Raw genomic sequence first — 17,985 nt, forward strand, 5'->3', positions numbered from 1 at the left:
AAGCCGGAAGCGGCATAGTGGTCGGGATTGGCACGTCGAGCGAAATGAGGAATTTGCGCCCCCGTCGATCGCATGAAGCGCCCGGTCAGCCCGCATCAGGGGCCATTTGGAATTGGAAGACACGAGCAGCCATGGAGTTTGATGCCGCTCATCCGCATATTTTATCGCCTATGCGACGGTGCCGCCGCTTAGGCATAGGCAATTCCGCTTGATATGAGCCTTGAATATTTTGTGACCTTTACCGTTCTCGATCCGCTGTTCCGCTTCGCTGCGATCTGAATTCACAGAAGGGGCAACCTCCTTGTGCGGCTTCGTTGGCATCTTTGGATTTAAAGAATCGCTTGAGTCGGCGCGCAGCCGGGCGCTCGAGATGGCCAAGACGGTCAGGCACCGCGGGCCAGACTGGAGCGGCATTTATTCCAGCGACGGCGCAGTGCTCGCGCACGAGCGCCTTTCCATCGTCGACGTGGAGCACGGCGCTCAACCCCTTCTCGACGTGACCGCGGGTCGCGCTTTGGCCGTGAACGGAGAGATCTACAATCATGTCGGCTTGCGCGAGGCGCTGAAGCTGCCGCACGCATGGAAAACGAAGTCCGATTGCGAAATCATCCTGTATCTCTACGACGAGTACGGCCCTGCCGTGTGCAATATGCTGAGTGGCATTTTTGCATTTGCCCTCTTCGATCAGCGCAGTGGCGATTTCTTCGTCGCCCGAGACCACATCGGCATTGTTCCGCTTTACATCGGATGGGGCAGCGACGGCACGACTTACGTCGCGAGCGAAATGAAAGCTCTCGATGGCGTATGCGAGACGATCCGGGAGTTTCCTCCGGGACATCATTACAGCGCCAAAGCCGGAAAGTTCGTCAAGTGGTATGATCCACAGTGGGCACATACTCTTCCAAACAGGAAGGTGTCCCTGCAGGAGCTCCGAACGTCGCTCGAAGCTGCGGTTAAGCAGCAAATGATGTGCGATGTGCCTTACGGGGTGCTTATTTCCGGGGGGCTCGACTCTTCGCTTATCGCGGCGCTCGCGGCTCGCCACCGCTTCAAGCGGATCGAGTCGGGGGAAACCGAAGAAGCATGGTGGCCGAGGCTGCACTCGTTCTCGGTCGGCCTCGAAAACTCACCTGACATGAAGCATGCGCGAGACGTGGCGGCTCACATCGGCACGGTCCATCATGAGATTGTTTTTACCGTGCAGGAAGGATTGGACGCATTGCCGGACGTGATCCGGCATCTGGAGACCTTTGACGTCACCACCATTCGTGCCGGCACGCCGATGTATCTCATGGCGCGCAAAATCAAATCAATGGGCATCAAAATGGTGTTGTCCGGAGAAGGCGCTGACGAGGTATTCGGCGGCTATCTCTACTTCCACATGGCGCCGTCGGCAGAAGAATTCCACGAGGAGACGGTCCGAAAGATCTTTGCACTCAGCAAGTATGATTGCTGTCGCGCGAACAAGGCAATGGCGGCTTGGGGGGTCGAAGCCCGGGTGCCCTTCCTGGACAAGGAATTCCTGGACTACGCAATGTCGATCAACCCCGCCGAGAAAATGTGCCCTGGCGAGAAGATGGAGAAGGGCATATTGCGGGAAGCATTTACCGATCTGTTGCCGCAAGCGATCTTGTGGCGTCAAAAAGAGCAGTTTTCCGACGGGGTAGGATATAGCTGGATTGAAAGCTTGAAGCATCATGCCGAGAACAAGGTCTCGGATCAGATGCTCACAGAGGCGAGCAAGCGCTTTCCGCGGCAAACGCCGACGTCCAAGGAAGGCTATTTCTACCGGACCATCTTTGACAGCATTTTCAACAACCCGACAGCCTGCCTGACTGTGCCCGTCGGTCCTTCGATCGCATGCTCCACGCCGACGGCATTTCTCTGGTCTCAGCAATTTGCGAGCATGAATGACCCATCTGGAAGGGCCGTGAAAGGGATCCACGTTCAGGCCATTGATCATGTTCGATCGGCTGGAAACCTCGGCAGTCCGATTCCGTTGGCTGGTGTTCGGCGGCAATGACGCCTACCGGGCTTTAGGGGTGAATCCGGGCGCGCCGTAGGCCGCGTCGATCGCCGCGAGCGGCCCGGATGCCGAGGTCATCCACGCCCGGCCCGCCGCACGAAGGGCCGGCACCCTGCCTTCCTATAGCTGACGTCAGAGCGACGCCTCAACGCCGCGTCAGGATCATGACATCGACGCGACCACTTCAAGCATCACCTCCGTCGCGCCGCCGGCGATGGAGAGGACGCGGGCGTCACGCGCTACGCGCTCGATCGCGCTCTCGCGCATAACGCCCATGGCGCCGTGGAACTGCACGCAATCATACGCGACCTCGTTGACGAGTTCGCCGCAGATGGCCTTCAACATCGAGATCTCGCGCAGGCAATCGTCATCGGCCGCCATGCGCCAAGCGGTGGCATAGAGAAACCCGCGGCTTGCCTCCACTTTCGCAGAAAGCATCGCGAGCCGCTGACGGATCGCCTGCATGTCCCAAAGGACGCCCCCGAATGCTCGGCGGGTTTTCACGTAGGTGAGGGTCATGTCGATCGCTGCCTCGGCCATCCCTATCGCCATGGCGGCGAGGACGAGGCGCTCGTTCTGCAAGTTGCGCATGATTGAGTAGAAGCCTTGTCCCTCCGCGCCGAGCACGTTCTCGGCGGGGATGCGGCAACCGTCGAAGACAAGTTCCGCCGTGTCGGAGGAGCGCCAGCCGAGCTTGTCCAGTTCGCGCGCGACGCTGAAGCCTGGCGTTCCCTTCTCGACGAGGAACATCGTGATCCCGTTGCTTCCTGCCGAGGGATCAGTCTTGGCTGCGACGCAGTAGAGATCCGCGTGGACACCGTTTGTGATGTAGAGCTTGGTGCCGTCGAGCACGTAAGAGTCGCCATCTCGCACCGCGCGTGTGCGGATGGCTTTCACGTCCGAGCCCGCATCCGGCTCCGTAATGGCGATCGCGGTGATCACCTCGCCGTCGATAATGCCCGGCATCCAGCGGGCCCGCTGGGCTTTGGTCCCGTCGTGAAAGACGTACGAGGAAGCCATGTCGGCATGGACGAGCATCGCGTCGGCGGCGCCGCCATAGGTCGAGCGCCCGAGTTCCTCGGCGAACACCGTTGACGCGACAGAGTCCATTTCGGCGCCACCATACTCAGCCGGGTAGCGGATGCCGAAGAAACCGAGTTCGCCCATGCGGCGCAGGATCGAACGGGGAATGAACCCGTTCTCTTCCCAGTGATCCGCGCAGGGCTTGATTTCCTCCTTGACGAACCGGCGGACCTGGTCCCGTAAGAGCTCATACTCCGCCGCCATCCAAGGCAGCTCCGGCTCTCGCGCCGCCTTCCAAGCTTTGTCCATCATCTTCATCCGATCTGCTATGAGCCTGACTCAAAGGCTCCTGTCCCGCCCAAGACCAGGAGACCTTCCGGCTAGAGTTCGACCTCCTCTCTCGGTCCCTCCGAGAGGGAAGGGGCATTGGAATCGGCCACCCAGCGCATTCCGTCGATAACTTCCGCCAGTTCGGCCAGTGTCGGCCGCTCAAAGAGGTTGCGAAGCTGCACGTCGACGCCGAAGATCTTTCGCATGCGCGACACCGCCCGCACCACCAGCAGCGACTCCCCGCCCAGTTCGAAGAAGTTGTCGTGGCGTCCGATCGACTCGAGCTTCAGGAGTTGACACCATAGCGCGGCCAGCGTCTTCTCGGTCTCTGTCGAGGGGGCGACGAAGACCTGCGCCGGCTGGATGTTTTCCGCCGTCGGCTCGGGAAGCGATGAGCGGTCGATCTTGCCGTTGGACGTGAGCGGCATCCGCTCCAGGCGAACGTAGTGCGTGGGAATCATGGACTCCAGCAGTTCTTCGGCGAGGTGCGCGCGCAGGTCCGCCACGGTCAGAGGTTTCGACGCGACATAGTAGGCCACAAGTCGTGCGATGCCGTCCTCGGGCGTCGACGGTTCGCCATGGCCGATCTGGGCCGTTTTTTGTGTCGCTGCTTTCGTCATCGAGGTGGCGACGGCGCATTCGTGAACGTCCGGGTGTTTGAGAAGCCGTGCTTCGATCTCGCCGAGCTCGATACGGGTGCCACCGACCTTCACCTGATGATCGGCGCGGCCGAGAAATTCCAGGCGTCCTTCCGAGTTCCAGCGGGCGAGATCGCCCGTTTTATAGAGCCGCAGCTTCGAGCGCCCATCTCGGGGATCGGCGACCGTGCGGAAGCGCTCGTCGGTCAGATCGGGGCGATTGAAATAGCCTCTCGCGAGACCGTCGCCGGCAATGAACATCTCACCGATGATCCCGGGGCCGGTGGGCTGATATTCTTTGCTGAGGACGTAGATTCCCGCATTCGCGGCCGGAACACCGATTGGCACCGATGCGGATTGATCCCGGTCGGTGTCGAAGCGGTGAATCATGCAGCCCACCGTGGCTTCGGTTGGTCCATACTCGTTGTAGATCTCGATAGGATGGGGAATAGCGTTGGTGATATCGCGAGCCAGCGCGGCCTTGAAGTCCTCACCGCCCACGATGAATTTGCGCAGTCTTGTGGTCTCAAGATTGCGGTCGCGGATCATCGCGAGATGTGCCGGCGTCAGCTTGATGATATCCACTGCATTGTCGTCGATCACCTTGAGCGCGACCATGCTCTGCACTCCGGGATCGCCAAGATAGACCACGATGCGGCCGCCGGTGATGAGTGGCGTAAAGAGCGTTGTGACCGTCAGGTCAAATGCGAGGGATGAGAAAAGGGGCCATGCGAGACTTTCGCCGGAGCTGTACACCCGGGCGGCCCACCAGATGTAGTTCACCAGGCTCCGGTGCTCGATCTCGACGCCCTTGGGAGTGCCGGTCGAGCCGGAGGTGAAGATGATATAGGCGGCGCCGTCCGGCGTCGCAGCGGACGGTCGGGCCGAGGCCGGTTGATTCGATATCGAATCGAAATCGGCGTCGAGCACGAAAATGTCGGCAAGGTTCGAGGCAATGCCCGAACGCAGGCGCGACTGGGTGATCGCCACGGGAGCCCTCCCGTCGGTCCCGTTGGAAATGTCCTGCAGGATTGTTGTGATCCGCCCCTTCGGCGTTGCCGCATCCACCGGCACATAGGCTGCGCCGGACTTCAGCACGCCCAGGATCGCCACGACGACTTCAATGGAGTGCTCCATGAAGACAACGGCAATCCGGCCTGGGCCCACGCCGGTCGAGCTCAAATACGCGGCCATCTGGTTGGAGCGTTCGTCGAGCTGCCGGTAGGTCAGCGTTGCATCGCCAAAGCGGATCGCTTCAGCGTCAGGACTACGTGTCGTCTGGTCGCGGAAGAGATCGATGATCGTCCTGTCCGACGGATAGCGTGCTGCCGTCGCGTTGTAATCGACAACCAGCGCCTGATGATCGGAATCCTTCAGCAGGGGAAGCGCTACGCCCTCCGGCGCGATAGGTAGGACTTCGTTCATGAAATACGCTCCCGTCGGGAAAACCAAAAAAGAAAATCACGTCAATCGTTCAGCTTCTGGGTTGCCTGGCGATAGAGGTTCGCGATGGCAGGTGCGTCAGGTTCCATCAGCATCGAGGCTTCGTTGCAGTCATCGGGCCCGAAGTAAAATTCGGCATGCGGCACTACCCGTAGCCATCGGTGTGGCGCGGCGCCCGATCGCAGCCAGGCTTTGTTGGGAAGGATTATGCAAACCCGACCCGAATACGGAGTGGGAATGTACCGCTGAAAGGCCGCGATCGCCGTCGATTTGAGCAGAGCCCTGCTCGCCAACACCGGGTCTGTCGCAACAGGCTCATTGCTCTTGCCAACGAGGGGTACGAGGGCGCGGACGTGTTCGCGCAGGCGACTGCCGAAATATCGGAGACGGGCGCCGAATGTCGGCAGCTTCGCTGTCTCATGCAGGAACGATTCCGCCTTGCCCCTGGCGATAAAATACAGCCGGCGCGGCCATTCCCCATAGGTGGTGGGGTGAAGCGGGCCAAACAGCGCAACGCACGAGACCTCGGATTCGCGCTGTCCCAGGATTTTCGCCAGTTCAAAAGCTGTTGGAGCGCCCGAGCAATAGCCGGCGATGATGTACGGACCGGTCGGCTGATATTCGACGATCTGGCGGGCGAAGTACTCGGCGATATCTTCGACGCGGTCCATCGGCTCGCTCTGCCCATCGAAGCCAGGCGGCTGGAGGGCGTAGAACGGTTGATCGCCGCCCAGGTGCTTCGAGAGGTCCAGGAATGAGGACGGTGCCCCGACATGACCGGGTACGGCGTAAATGGGCGTGCGTGTGCCGCGAGACTGCAACGGAATGATTGCAGGCGGTTGCGTGGCCGCGGCCGTGGCCATGTTCAGAAACGCGATGATCTCGCCCTTCCGACCCTGCAACTGATCGCGAAGCTCCGCCGTCAGCGCGCCGGCCGGGGCGTTGCAGCGCAGCCGGTCGCCATCCACCCAGACCTTGATGTCCTTGACCGCGAGGTCTGCAAGCAGCTCCGAAAACTGCATCACGTGCGCTGACATCGGGCTTTTCATCGATGAAGCTGACATTTCCTGTTCCGTGCACCATCGCGGCAATTTCGACTTCGGATGACAGTTCACTTCCGGACGACCACGCTCCCAACATATCCAGGTTGCGGTACGAAGCTTCGGACAGCCCAATCCCTTTCATCCCAGGAAATCGGCTGTCCCAAACCGCACCCCAGCGCCTTGGAGACAGCCTCCAGCCGGGTCCAGCGCTGGAGGAAGCCTTCCAGCCGGTCTTCCGGATCGAGGGCGGCGTAGGACTCGTATTCGGAGGTGGACAGGCAGAGCGCTGCGATCTCGTCCGCCTCGGGCACAGGGAGAACCGCCTCGATGTCCACCCCGACCTCTTGCCTGATCGAGAGGGCGATGACCGCTACTTCTCCGGATCGCGAGACGCTGAAGCGCACGTCGCGGGCGGGCATGCGGCGGGAGAGGTGGGGTTTGCCCAGCCGGCCATATTCCAGCTCGATCTCCGAGGGCAAAATTCCCAGCCTGGAAGCGAGGACTTGGCGCAGTTGCCCGCGGCTAACAATAAAGCGGCGGCGGTCGCGCTCCAATCTCAATCCCGCGGCGCGCCGATGTTCTTCCTCGTTGAGGTAGGCGCTTAGCTCCCGGATGACGTCCCGCTCCACATGGAGCATGAATGCCAGGACCTCCAGACCATCATGCTCGAGAACCGGCGCGACGATCCCGGGTCTCAGCACGACTGCTTTGTCCAAAAAGCTCGACGCGGCGGTGCCGGCTCCGCGAGCCCCGCGTTCAAGTCTGCGATAGCCTGGCCCGTCAAAGGAACGACTATTTTCCCACTCGCTTTGTTCACAGGCACCTGTGCGAAAAGCCATCACAACTTGCTTTCTATTAGCCTCGATCCGGAGTGTGCCGCCGGTAGGTTGCGAACGGTATTGCGATGGGCATTCGAGCGGACTGCTGATTGAAATTTTAATCGCGCACCGCCATGGCTCAATGGACCATCGTAATTACCCATTTTTTGCCAGTTCCCATCCGGTGACCCGGATGAGTGACGCGGTGGCAAACCGCCGCGTCCTTCCGCCAAAAGCGCAAGCGGGGGAATATTCCTAGGGGAATTGGACCGCTAGACGGTCAATGGATGCAGTCCAGGCGTAAGCGCCTGGACCGGCCGGCAGTCAAAAAGGGAGGCTGCACCGACATGGCCACATCGCCGACCCGGACGTTGGTTCTCGCCAAGGAGCCCAAACCGATCGGTTAGGAACCAGTCCCGAATACGGAATACAGAGCCGCGGTCTTCTTTGGAAGATTCGTGGCAATGGTTCGTAGCATCCGCTTGGCACTGCGGAGCTTGGCCTCGATGTGGCGCTCTGGACTGTCTCTGCCTACAGCGATCCACGTCATGGCTTGCTCCCTGTTGGCCAGATGGGACTTGTGCCCGCCGCCACCGGCCAGGAAATCGTAGCCGCTTTCCCCGCGTGCAATGCTGTCCTCAATAGCCAGCACATGGCTGACGAGCCCGGGCTTGAGCCGGCTATCGCTCTCATAGAGAAAGCCGCTCTGGTAGTTCAGGACACGGCCGTCGTGCACGAAATTGTACACGACCCCAATTGTCTCGTTCCCGACCAGCGTCCGTGAGATGCGAACGGCCCCCGTGGGGACTCCCCGCGCAATGAGCTCCTCGTGAAACGGACGGAAGCCGGGATTGACGAAGGCTCCCCTGCGTCCCCATCGCGACCGATGAAAGTCGCTCAGCAAATCGAACGCGGCGAGGGCCTCCGTCGTTGTTTCCATGATCCGAAATTCAACGGGGCCGCGTTCCGCATACAACCGCATGGCGCGGTTCACGGCCTGGCGCGTACTGCGGCCCAATGTGGCGCGATAGTCCCCCCCTCGCTGGTGGACTGGGGCAAAATCAACCCACAATGCCGCGTCAGCCTGTTTCACCTCGGTCACGAGCCCGGCCCGGCCTGCGGCGCGACTGGCGGTCGCCTCAAGGTCCGGATCAATTCCGGAGAGCACCAACTGATCCGAGCGGCGCAAGCGGGACGTCAACGCATTGAGACCTGCCGATATGATGGCATCGGATTGCTCTGCAAGGATACCGTTGTACTCGATGAACAATCGGTCGAAACGAGTATCTCCCGTTTCATTGAGCAGCCAACGTGTCCGTGCATACGGCCCGAGACTCCACGCTTTCCGTCGGCAAACAACCGCCAGGCCAACGATCTTGCCTGATGACCGGGCCACGAGGACGTGTGGTTGCGCGCCCTTCGGGATGTGCCGTAGCCAAGTGCCGATCCAGAGCCAGGACAAGAAGAACGAGTGAGTTACTCGCGCTTCGAGCTCTTTCCATGAGGTTTCAAGCCACGCAATGCTCTCCAGGGCATCCAGGCTGACATCGGTAACCGTCTCAGGCATGCTTTCCCGTTCCAACGCCAGAGGACCGAACGCGCGCTGCGACGGGAAGACCGAAGGACCAGGCCGCAATGCTCGCGCAAAATCCGATGCAAGGTCCGATGATGGGGGGCTGGTCACACACAGGCATCCCTCTGGCGGACACGTCGTGGTTGGGCATCTCTGACCGTTGTCTCGGCGGAGGTCGATAACGGATATTATATCCGGAATTCGATCGAGGTGCGGACCCTTTCTGATTACCCACGGTAGCTGCTTGTGCCAGCGCTGCAACTGTGCCGAGGTGAAGCTGCGATCGACCGGGTTCGAGGCGGGTGCAGCGCGCTCCTGCCTTCGGCGTCCGACGGCCTCGATCCTCCGCCCGCTCATCGGGGCGTGTCATGGCTGACGTCCGATTTCTCACGTGGCGCTCGATCCCGAGGCGAGTTTTTCAAATCTCCGCCGCAGGTGATCCACGAGCAGTTCCGCACCGATCAACAGGCAGCCGGGATGTCCGCCAGGCACCTGTATCAATTCCAGTTGAGAGCTGAGATGCCGCCACGCTCGGCCATCGTGGTCGGCCGCGTAAAAGGCCACCGGGATCTCGAGCGGCGCCGGACAATACCGCGCCATTGCGATTGAATGAGCGTCCCACAACGCCGTTGGAATCTCGACCTTGGCGATCGCAGTCCGCCCGTTCGCCGGGAGCTTCAAATATCGCTCCAGTCTCACCATTTGCTCGAAGGTCCAACGCAAGAGATAGGGGGAAACCAGCGGCTTCAGCAGCCCCAGGATCGCCCGCGGCATTGGACGGGCACTGACAGTCGGCGGGTCCACCATCGTAACCAAATCAACCGTGTGGCCGGCAGCCATCAGCTGGCGGGCCACTTCGAACGCCACCATGGCGCCATTGCACTTGCCGCCCAGAAGAAAGGGACCGCTCGCTTGCCTTGCCAGGATGAACGGCAGGCGGTCGGCGGCCATCGCCTCGATCGAGCCCGGAATCGGCTCGCCATGAAGACCGTGGGGATTGATCGAGATGATCGGATAATCCGGCCCCAGAAGCTCTACCACCCGCCGCACGCTCGCGTGGCCGCTGACAAGGTCGCCGTTGAAAAAGTACAGCGGAGACCGCGTGCCAGGCGCATGGGGCTGGAAGAACGGCGTCGTCCACGTGTCCGTTGGTACGGAAACCCTTGCGGCAAATTGCCGGACGGTTTCTGCCCCGAACATGATGGTTTCCGGCACGGGATAGCCGACAAGCCGCTCGACCTCGATCAGCATCTCCATGGCGAGAAGGGAGTCTCCGCCGCTGGCAAAGAAATCATCGTCAACGGTCACGGCCTCGTTCTTGAGCAGCCTGCGCCAGAGGGTCAGCAACTCGGCTTCCAAATTCAACGGCCCGTTCGCGACGGGCTCCGGCATCGTCGCCTGGTGCCCCCGTGGCCGGTCGACCAGCTCGCGCAGACGTCGCCGCTGAACCTTTCCCGTCACCCCCTTCGGCAGATGGTCGAGCGTCAGAATACGTCTCGGAATCTTGAACGAGGCCAGCTCGCGTTGCAGGAACAGCCGAAGCTCCGCAGCGCTCGCCTGCGCGCCGCGATGAAGGACGATGGCGACTGCGACGTCCTCGCCCAGGCGCGGATGCGAGATCGCGAAGGCCGCAGCCTCGGCGATCGCCGAATGTCGCAACAGCGCGGCTTCGATCTCGGCGGGAGAAATCTTCTCACCGCCGCGATTGATCAGCTCGCTCAGGCGGCCGTGCAGCGAAAGGAAGCCGTCTTCGTCGAGGCTGCCGATATCGCCGGTCTGAAACCAACCCTTCGTGAAAGCGGCTTGATTGAGTTCCGGCGCATCGAGATAGCCCGACGTCACGGTCGGTCCACGAATCCAGATCTCTCCGCGCTCGCCGGCTGCCAAGGGATGTCCATCCTCGCCAACGATCGCCACAGTATCGGGCCAGGGTCTTCCGCAGGTGCCGGGCCTGTTCGGACCGGGCGGCAGCTGGTTGGCGGCGATTTGGGCCGCCTCGCTGGAGCCGTAATGCTCCAGCACCGGCACGCCGAGAGCGTGTTGCAGGCCGTCCTGCACGGCTCTCGGGAGCGGCGCGCCGCCCGACATCGCGAACCGCAGAGTGTGCGCAGCCTGTGCATTCTCGAGGCCCTGCGCCTTGTCCAGCACCGCGGTGTGAAGCGCAGGGCCTGCCGAGTACCAGGTCGGCCGCAGGACATCGAACCACTCATCGAGTGCGACGACGGCACTGTTCGCCGGGATGGCAATGCTGCCTCCGGTCAGCAACGGCGTGAAGATCGTCACTTTGAGCCCATGGGAATAGTAGGGGGGCGACACGCTCAGGCATCGGTCCCGGGACGTGAGGCCGAACCAGGCCTGAAGGCGTTCGGCTGCCGCCAGCATATTGTCATGACTGAACGGAATGAGCTTCGGCTGCGCGGTCGTGCCCGACGTCTGCAGAATGAAGGCGGGGGAGCGCGGATCCGGCTCGGCGTCGATGGCAGGGGAGCCGGCAACTTGCACGGCGATCTCGAGTCCAAGCTGGCCCTGTCCGACCGGAGCGGCTTCTATGATGGCAAGCGTTCTGCGGGCCGCGGCTTGGCGAGCTTCAGGGGCACTGCCCTGCAGCACAACGAGCGCGCTCAGGTTCAGCATGTCGAGACGCTGCTCGATTTCAGGCAGGGAGAGGCGTGGGTCGAGAGGAACCGCGACGCTACAGCAGGCGACTGCCACGATGGCGAGAACCGCCTCCGGGCCGTTCGGCATCAGGACCCCGATCCGGGTATTGCAATCGAAGCCGGCCAAGCGCAGCCGCCGGCGGATTGCGTTCAACTGGCGTTCAAGACCGTTGTATGTCAGAGGCTCGAAAGCGCTCGAAACGATCGCCGGCTGGTTCGGAAACTGACTGGCAGTTCGACCGATGACCTGGCCTATTGTGAGCCGGGCTTCCGGCTCCCCACGGTCGCGAGCGCGGAAGCTCTCGGAACACATGGTGGCGCCAGTCGTCTCGTTGTCCAGAAGCATTCCGTCCTACCTTGAACCGAAAGTCGGTTCACAGGACGATAGCCTGCAGTTCCCGAAGATGCCTTGTCGTACAGCAAGTGAAGGCAGCAATTAAGGATTAACCAATACTCGGTGCGTCATCCTGCCATTCTGCGAATTGCGAGCATTGGTGAGTGGTGGCTTAACCAGGCGGCGCTACTTGAGCTGGCCGATGAGAGCAGTCGTCTGCCTTGCGCGGGATTGAGCAGGCCTCGAACAAGACAGAAATTCTCGAAGACGCAGACGGCTCTCGCCGACTACGCGCCGCGATAGCCGTTCGGGTTCTTCATCTGGAAATGCCAATGGTCGGCACACATCTGTGTCAGCGATCGCGTTGATGTCCAGCCCAACAGGTTCTTCGCGAGAGTTGGATCGGCATAGCAGGTTGCGACGTCACCGACCCTGCGTTGGTCGATCACATACGGGACTGGCCGGCCACTCACTTCCTTGAATGTCTGGATCACGTCCATGACGCTACTGCCGCTTCCTGTTCCGAGATTGACCGTCAGAAGGCCGGGCTGTCTCAGTTGGCTCAGGGCGCTCAGATGTCCGGATGCAAGATCGACAACGTGAATGAAGTCACGGATCCCGGTGCCGTCCGGAGTATCATAGTCGTTTCCCCAAACATGCACCTTCGGACGCCGTCCGATCGCCACTTGTGCTACAATCGGCAACAGATTGTTCGGCACGTCCAGGGGATCTTCTCCGATCAGTCCGCTTTCGTGGGCGCCAACCGGATTGAAGTAGCGCAAGATGGCAATCCGCCAATCCTTGTCGGACTCATGAAGATCCTTCAGTATTTCTTCGATGAAGTATTTTGTGCGGCCGTACGGATTGATCGGTGCGACAGGATGCTTCTCGTCCAGCGGCAGGTACGCGGGTGTCCCGTAAACGGTTGCGGATGAACTGAAGACCAGCGTCTTGACGGATGCTCGCGTCATGGCGGACACGAGCCGCATCGTTCCCACGACGTTGTTGTCGTAATAGGTGATGGGTTGAGCGCTGGACTCGCCCACCGCCTTGAGGCCGGCGAGATGAATGACCGCGGTCACGTCGTGGGCGCGCAGGATTTGGTAGATCGCCTCTTCATTGCGGATATCGGCATGCCGGAAAATGACCGATCGCCCGCAGATGGCTCGTATCCGTTCGAGGGAGGCGCTGTTGCTGTTGGAAAGATTGTCGACCGCGACGACATCGAGCCCGGCGTCGAGTAGCGCGACAGCGATGTGGGATCCGATATAGCCGGCACCGCCGGTCAACAAGATCATTTCCGCTTCCGTTTCGCGTCTGCGTGGTCAATGCTCGCCGCGCGCGGGAAATCATCCCGCGCGGTGATGTCGATGCGCCAGACCGGACGAGTCTCGGCTATTTCCGCAATCGGATCGCCCCGTCGGCTTTGCTCATGTCCTTGCGGGTATGGCCGTTGGTGAGGGAGACTTCGAAGTAGTTCTCCGCATGGTCGATCGCGCCAAGTGGCGCCGGCCGGCCCGCTCTCGCGATCTTGGGAATTTCCCGGCCGGGTGGGAGGAGCCGCTCGGTCACGTCAACGATCTGATGCGCCGAACTGCTGTTTCTCGACCAAGCCGCAGATCGATGGTTCAATCCCCAGATTGCTGCCTGCGTTCTGTTTTGAACCCGAATCTTGCGAAGGATCGCCTTGATGTGAACCTTCACCGTGGCTTCGGCAATCTTGATCTTGCGCGCAATGCACTTGTTGGAATCGCCTTCAATCAGGCACTGCACGATTGAAACTTCCCGCGGCGAAAGTTGCTGAGCCAGCGTGTCATCTGCCGTTGCGACGGCATGATCGTCATCGTTGGCTACAGGGGCATCGTCCAGCTCGCGTTTCTCGGTATCGAGAGCGGACTCCAAAAATGCCGGCGGGAATACCGTCCCACCCATCATGACGAGTTCGATGGACTTGATGAACGCGTCGCAGTTCATCACGTCGATGAAATATCCGGTGGCGCCGGCTCGGAATGCGGCAACCAGATCATTCAGTTGAAAGTGATCCGCGACAACTGCGACACGTGCATCCGCGTGACGGCGCTTGAACGAGTCGATTTGCTCGACTGTCGGGCGAAAATCATCGCCACTATGAACGATGAGGAACAGCGCCGGACTGGCGGGGGCTTTCTGAAGCGCCTCGTCGCCGGGCCAATCATCGGCGTCGTATATTGAGGTTAGGACGAAATTCTCCGAATTTAGAATTCTTGCAAGGCCTTCTTTGCGAAGACTATTTTCACCAACCAGCGCAATGGCAAAAGGATATCGTCGTCTCATGGAAACTCTCCCGGACGCTACAATGATACAAGCGGTTGAACGGTTGAACCCGGCTCATTTTTGGTGGCCCGCCCAGCTGAAAAGAACGACGTAAAAACAAGCTTCCTCAGATTTGGTCGATGGAACAAACCTGGGACGAAAAGCGCTTAACCCACTCCGAAAATATTTAAGAATGTTAGATGCTAATCCCCAATATCCCTATATACCGTTGGTTATAGGCATTTGGGGCCGCCAAACTGACGAGGGTGATCTCTTGGTCCTGGTCGACGGGCACTCGCTGAGGGTGCGTCGGATCGTCGCTGCGATTACGCGTTGTGTAATCACTTTGTCGGCGTGCTCCGGGCGGTAGATTCACGGGACCCAGCGACAACAAAACCTTACTGAAATGTCTCATATTGGAGTAGCTTATTAATGACATGGGCGCCGATCTGAACTGAGGGGGACTGAGGGTTGATCGGAAATGCATTTCAGTCGTGTAGTCATTGCCAGTAGATATCCAGTCGTTTTATTGGGTCTGAACTGCCTGCTCGAAGCAGAGCGTGATTTCAAAGTTGTTGCTCGCTGCAATGATATTGCGAGCTGCTTCAAGGCAATACAGAGCCTTGCGCCCGACATCGCCATTTTGGACATGTCGATGCCTGACATTTCTGGGCAGGCCATGCTCGAGGTCGCAAATTCCGGGGCGCTTGGTGTGCGGCTCGTGTTTCTTGCCGCCTCGGTTGAGGATCGCGATCTCGCCATGCTCGCAGCAGCGGGAGCTTGCGGTGTTCTTCTGAGCGAGGAGGAGCCCGAAACGCTCTTGCAGACGTTGCGGCAAGTCGCCGACGGCCAGAAGACGTTGCCTCCGCCCTCGTACGAAGAAGCCATCCCTTACGCGCAAACGACGATCCCGGAGAAATATCTTGCGGTGCTGACGGACCGCGAGCGTCAGATCATGCGTTTGGTGTCGGAGGGCTTGTCGAACAAGGAGATTGGCCGCCGTCTGAAGGTGGCCGACGGTACCATCAAGGTTCATCTGCACCACATCTTCCGCAAGCTCGAGATCAGCAACAGGACCGTCCTTGCTACGCTTGCCGTCTCATATTCCGGGCCGACCGGGTCTCCATCCGTCGAATAGCGGCGACGGACCGGCGTTTTTCATCGAGCTTCGCGCGTGATGATCATCCGCGCTAGATCAACGGGCTGCCTGTCCGCTTGGAGATTGCGGAAAACGAGCGTCGCAAGGCAGTTGCGATGATGACGCCTGCGCAGCAGCCGGTGCCTTTGACGAGCATGTCCTTTACGTGTCCATGTCTGTCGGGGAGCAGTCTTTGGATGAGTTCGAAGCCGACGACTATAGCGAGAAGGACGAGCAGGATTGGCAGCACGTGCTTCGGATAGGCGAGCGAAAAGGCGACCCCGATAATGAACAGAGCTGCAAAACGATCGATGTTCGCCGATATCAACGTGTGCGGACGGAATGCCAGCGGAGTATCGGTGACGATGAAGAGGCCTAGGATCAAACCCCAAGCCAAGCATCGGAATACGGTTTGCGTCATCCCTTGTGGTTCAGCAAGAGCGCAGTAACCTGGTTTCATCATTCGCATTGGCAACTACTCTTCAGGCGCGGCCGTTTCAAAAGATGGATCGTCGTTGCACGATGGGGTCAAGCTCAACTGCGGATCACCATGGCGCGCTAGGTTTTGCCAAGCCACTGGCCAATGTCTCTGGATCCGATGACCCGTTTGGGCCGGTACGGATTGATCGTTCCAGCTGAAAGTCTCTCGATGCGCTGGTCCTCGGCCAGTTTTCTTGTGAACTGCTTCGCATCCTGTTCGGATACGAATGTCGCAGTCCTTCGTGCGTGCCTGTCGGGCGGAGCATCGCGTTGATCAATGAAGGAGACGTACCAGATGTGCCTTGCTGTCATGCGGGACCTCCGAGGTCAGGTCTAGGCGCGAATACAAATTCGAGACACCAGGCGGTGATATCTGAAAGCGTTTCGGCGAAGCGTCTTCTCCGTTGTGTAGTCGTGATTGGTTTCTGCGAGCCAAAGCAAGCCGGCGATTGGTCCGTCCACAATGGACGGGAATTGCAGCTTTAGCTCAGCGTGTCTCCGGGGCTTTCAGAGTACTCCTCCTGGACATCAAGCTTGCACGCTTCGTTCCATCGCGAAGTTTTAAGATGGCCACGAGGCGCCGCAAGCGAGCGCTGCGTTCGCTGCTATTCATGCCGCAATGGAAAACTGAAGGACGAACAGTGACTGGCCGCCCGGCTCGGGGCTGTCGCTGATTTCGACATGCCAGCGAAGATGACGCAAGAATGGCTCCGTCACGTCGTGCTTGAGTATCTCGCCGCTCAGTTCAATCGCCGTCGTCCGTGCGGCGAAAATGTCGGGAAGATCCAGGCCGACATCATCGAGCACTGAATGGCCGCCGTGGATATGAAAAAAATACCGCGGCATTGATGTCTCCGGATGAGGCGAACATTCCGACGACTGCGACGAGCTCGACGCATCAAAGTGGTGTCATCGCACCACGGTGAGGCGGACGGCAAGCCGCTATTCTAGGAGGGCGGATCATCATTGTTGGGTACCCCGACGTGGACCTGCACCATCATCGGTTCGGAAGGTCGAGCGACGCATCGGGTCGACAGAGGAGACCAGCCGAATTCGTGCGGGCTTGTCGGCGATGAGCCAGCGATTCGGTCGTCGTGATTTCGAGACAATGGCAAGCGGCCGGCAGGATGCCGAGAACGCCGCGCGTCACCGCGAATACAATCACGCCGTTACAGAAGCAGAGGCAGGCCAGCACCCGAAGCTAACGAGCAGCATTTTCACGACGGCCCATGGTGCTCGCCAGGGACGCGGGCGATCAATTATTTGTGCGGTGCGGCAACATTGATATTGCATTGCAATAATAGCTGACTAACTCTGCTTCTCACGTGCCATCTGAGGAGCCTTCCGTGATCAAGATTTCCCTCTCCGCCATTGCCGCCGCTCTCGCGATCGCAACCGCCGCGTCCGCTGCGGAACTTCCGACCTACGAGGCCGCGGGCCTGCCGATCTCGGCGGTGCAGGCCGGCGTGATCGGCGCCGCCAATGCCCGCGAGCAGGCGCCCGTTGCCACCACGTCGGCGACGCCGCATCAGCTCAGCGTTCTGACGCCCCGCAACAAGATGACGACCGCGCGGGCCGCTGCCCGCACCGACCGTTCGGTCCACTGATCGGCGTAGCCCTTCCCGGGAGGCTCGCGACGACGTCGCGGGTCTTCGGCGGGCCAATCCTCTTAGACCAAAATAGATCGCGCCGCCGCCAGGTCGCGCTTGCCGGCGGGTGATACGCCTCACGCCGTTGGCGCGAACTCCCGCAGGTGGAGTTTGATTGCGGCGTCGACCTCGTCGGGGTGATCGACCTGAGGCAGCCGCCGAGGTCGAGAAATGGTGGCCGATCGTCAAGTCGGCGAATATCAAGCCGGAATAGCTGCAATTAATTGATCCAATGACAATTTTTGGCGTGATTGGCGGATGCGCGCCAAGGCATCCGCTGTCATGGCAGGGCTGGCAGCTTGCAGGCTCGGCACTGGAAATCGTCGCCGCGCTCGTCGGCGCGAATTTCGAATTCCTCCGAGACCCGAACAATTCGGTTGCGAAGCGGGGCGACCTCGGAAAGCTCAGCGTGGCCCGTTCGTCGGCATTTCGGGCACCGCAGGATCTCGATCCAGCTGGAGTGGGTCATGACGTCGTCTGCAAACGCTCGCGGAATGATAACCCCGTCTGGCGCGAAGAAAATTGATCCAGCTCAAAAACG

Annotated in this window: 14 protein-coding genes; 4 read left to right on the forward strand and 10 right to left on the reverse strand. The window is 60.2% G+C overall.

Features of this window, described 5'->3' with window-relative positions:
• Positions 1-301 precede the first annotated feature (301 nt).
• Positions 302-2,023, forward strand: coding sequence for an asparagine synthase B (gene asnB / locus ACVWY5_RS40890; protein WP_028335236.1), 1,722 nt, complete (start codon positions 302-304; stop codon positions 2,021-2,023).
• Between the two features lie 165 nt (positions 2,024-2,188).
• On the opposite strand, the gene ACVWY5_RS40895 is transcribed toward asnB, so the two are convergent.
• The 8 genes from ACVWY5_RS40895 to ACVWY5_RS40930 form a co-directional block, all read right to left on the reverse strand.
• A complete protein-coding gene (locus ACVWY5_RS40895) occupies positions 2,189-3,367 on the reverse strand; it encodes an acyl-CoA dehydrogenase family protein (RefSeq protein WP_152977496.1) in 1,179 nt (392 codons plus the stop codon).
• Between the two features lie 62 nt (positions 3,368-3,429).
• Complete coding sequence (locus ACVWY5_RS40900; RefSeq protein ID WP_038377631.1) at positions 3,430-5,442, reverse strand: non-ribosomal peptide synthetase; 2,013 nt, start codon at positions 5,440-5,442, stop codon at positions 3,430-3,432.
• Between the two features lie 41 nt (positions 5,443-5,483).
• On the reverse strand, positions 5,484-6,524 hold the full coding sequence (locus ACVWY5_RS40905) for a thioesterase domain-containing protein (RefSeq protein WP_244481876.1): 1,041 nt from the start codon (positions 6,522-6,524) through the stop codon (positions 5,484-5,486).
• A gap of 47 nt (positions 6,525-6,571) precedes the next feature.
• Entirely contained in the window at positions 6,572-7,342 is a 771-nt protein-coding gene (locus ACVWY5_RS40910; RefSeq protein WP_080667130.1) for a 4'-phosphopantetheinyl transferase family protein, read from the reverse strand.
• Between the two features lie 382 nt (positions 7,343-7,724).
• Positions 7,725-8,888 (reverse strand): GNAT family N-acetyltransferase, encoded by a 1,164-nt coding sequence (locus ACVWY5_RS40915; protein ID WP_050384001.1) that lies wholly within the window; start codon positions 8,886-8,888, stop codon positions 7,725-7,727.
• Between the two features lie 393 nt (positions 8,889-9,281).
• On the reverse strand, positions 9,282-11,897 hold the full coding sequence (locus ACVWY5_RS40920) for an AMP-binding protein (protein WP_080667131.1): 2,616 nt from the start codon (positions 11,895-11,897) through the stop codon (positions 9,282-9,284).
• 275 nt (positions 11,898-12,172) lie between these two features.
• A complete protein-coding gene (gene galE, locus ACVWY5_RS40925) occupies positions 12,173-13,183 on the reverse strand; it encodes a UDP-glucose 4-epimerase GalE (RefSeq protein ID WP_028335243.1) in 1,011 nt (336 codons plus the stop codon).
• Between the two features lie 97 nt (positions 13,184-13,280).
• Entirely contained in the window at positions 13,281-14,198 is a 918-nt protein-coding gene (locus ACVWY5_RS40930) for a LuxR C-terminal-related transcriptional regulator (RefSeq protein WP_028335244.1), read from the reverse strand.
• A 460-nt stretch (positions 14,199-14,658) separates the two neighbouring features.
• Here ACVWY5_RS40930 and ACVWY5_RS40935 point away from each other — a divergent pair, with 460 nt between their 5' ends.
• Positions 14,659-15,315: a LuxR C-terminal-related transcriptional regulator gene (locus ACVWY5_RS40935; protein ID WP_225162391.1), complete on the forward strand. Its 657-nt coding sequence runs from the start codon at positions 14,659-14,661 to the stop codon at positions 15,313-15,315.
• A gap of 52 nt (positions 15,316-15,367) precedes the next feature.
• On the opposite strand, the gene ACVWY5_RS40940 is transcribed toward ACVWY5_RS40935, so the two are convergent.
• Positions 15,368-15,784, reverse strand: coding sequence for a VanZ family protein (locus ACVWY5_RS40940; RefSeq protein ID WP_080667132.1), 417 nt, complete (start codon positions 15,782-15,784; stop codon positions 15,368-15,370).
• Positions 15,785-16,404: 620 nt separating this feature from the next.
• Positions 16,405-16,641: a DUF6894 family protein gene (locus tag ACVWY5_RS40945; RefSeq protein WP_028335246.1), complete on the reverse strand. Its 237-nt coding sequence runs from the start codon at positions 16,639-16,641 to the stop codon at positions 16,405-16,407.
• Positions 16,642-17,141: 500 nt separating this feature from the next.
• Between ACVWY5_RS40945 and ACVWY5_RS40950 the strand changes: the two genes are divergently transcribed.
• Entirely contained in the window at positions 17,142-17,402 is a 261-nt protein-coding gene (locus ACVWY5_RS40950; RefSeq protein WP_028335247.1) for a hypothetical protein, read from the forward strand.
• Between the two features lie 274 nt (positions 17,403-17,676).
• Positions 17,677-17,970, forward strand: coding sequence for a hypothetical protein (locus ACVWY5_RS40955; protein WP_028335248.1), 294 nt, complete (start codon positions 17,677-17,679; stop codon positions 17,968-17,970).
• Positions 17,971-17,985: the final 15 nt, after the last annotated feature.

It is taken from the genome of Bradyrhizobium sp. USDA 3256 (assembly GCF_054058275.1).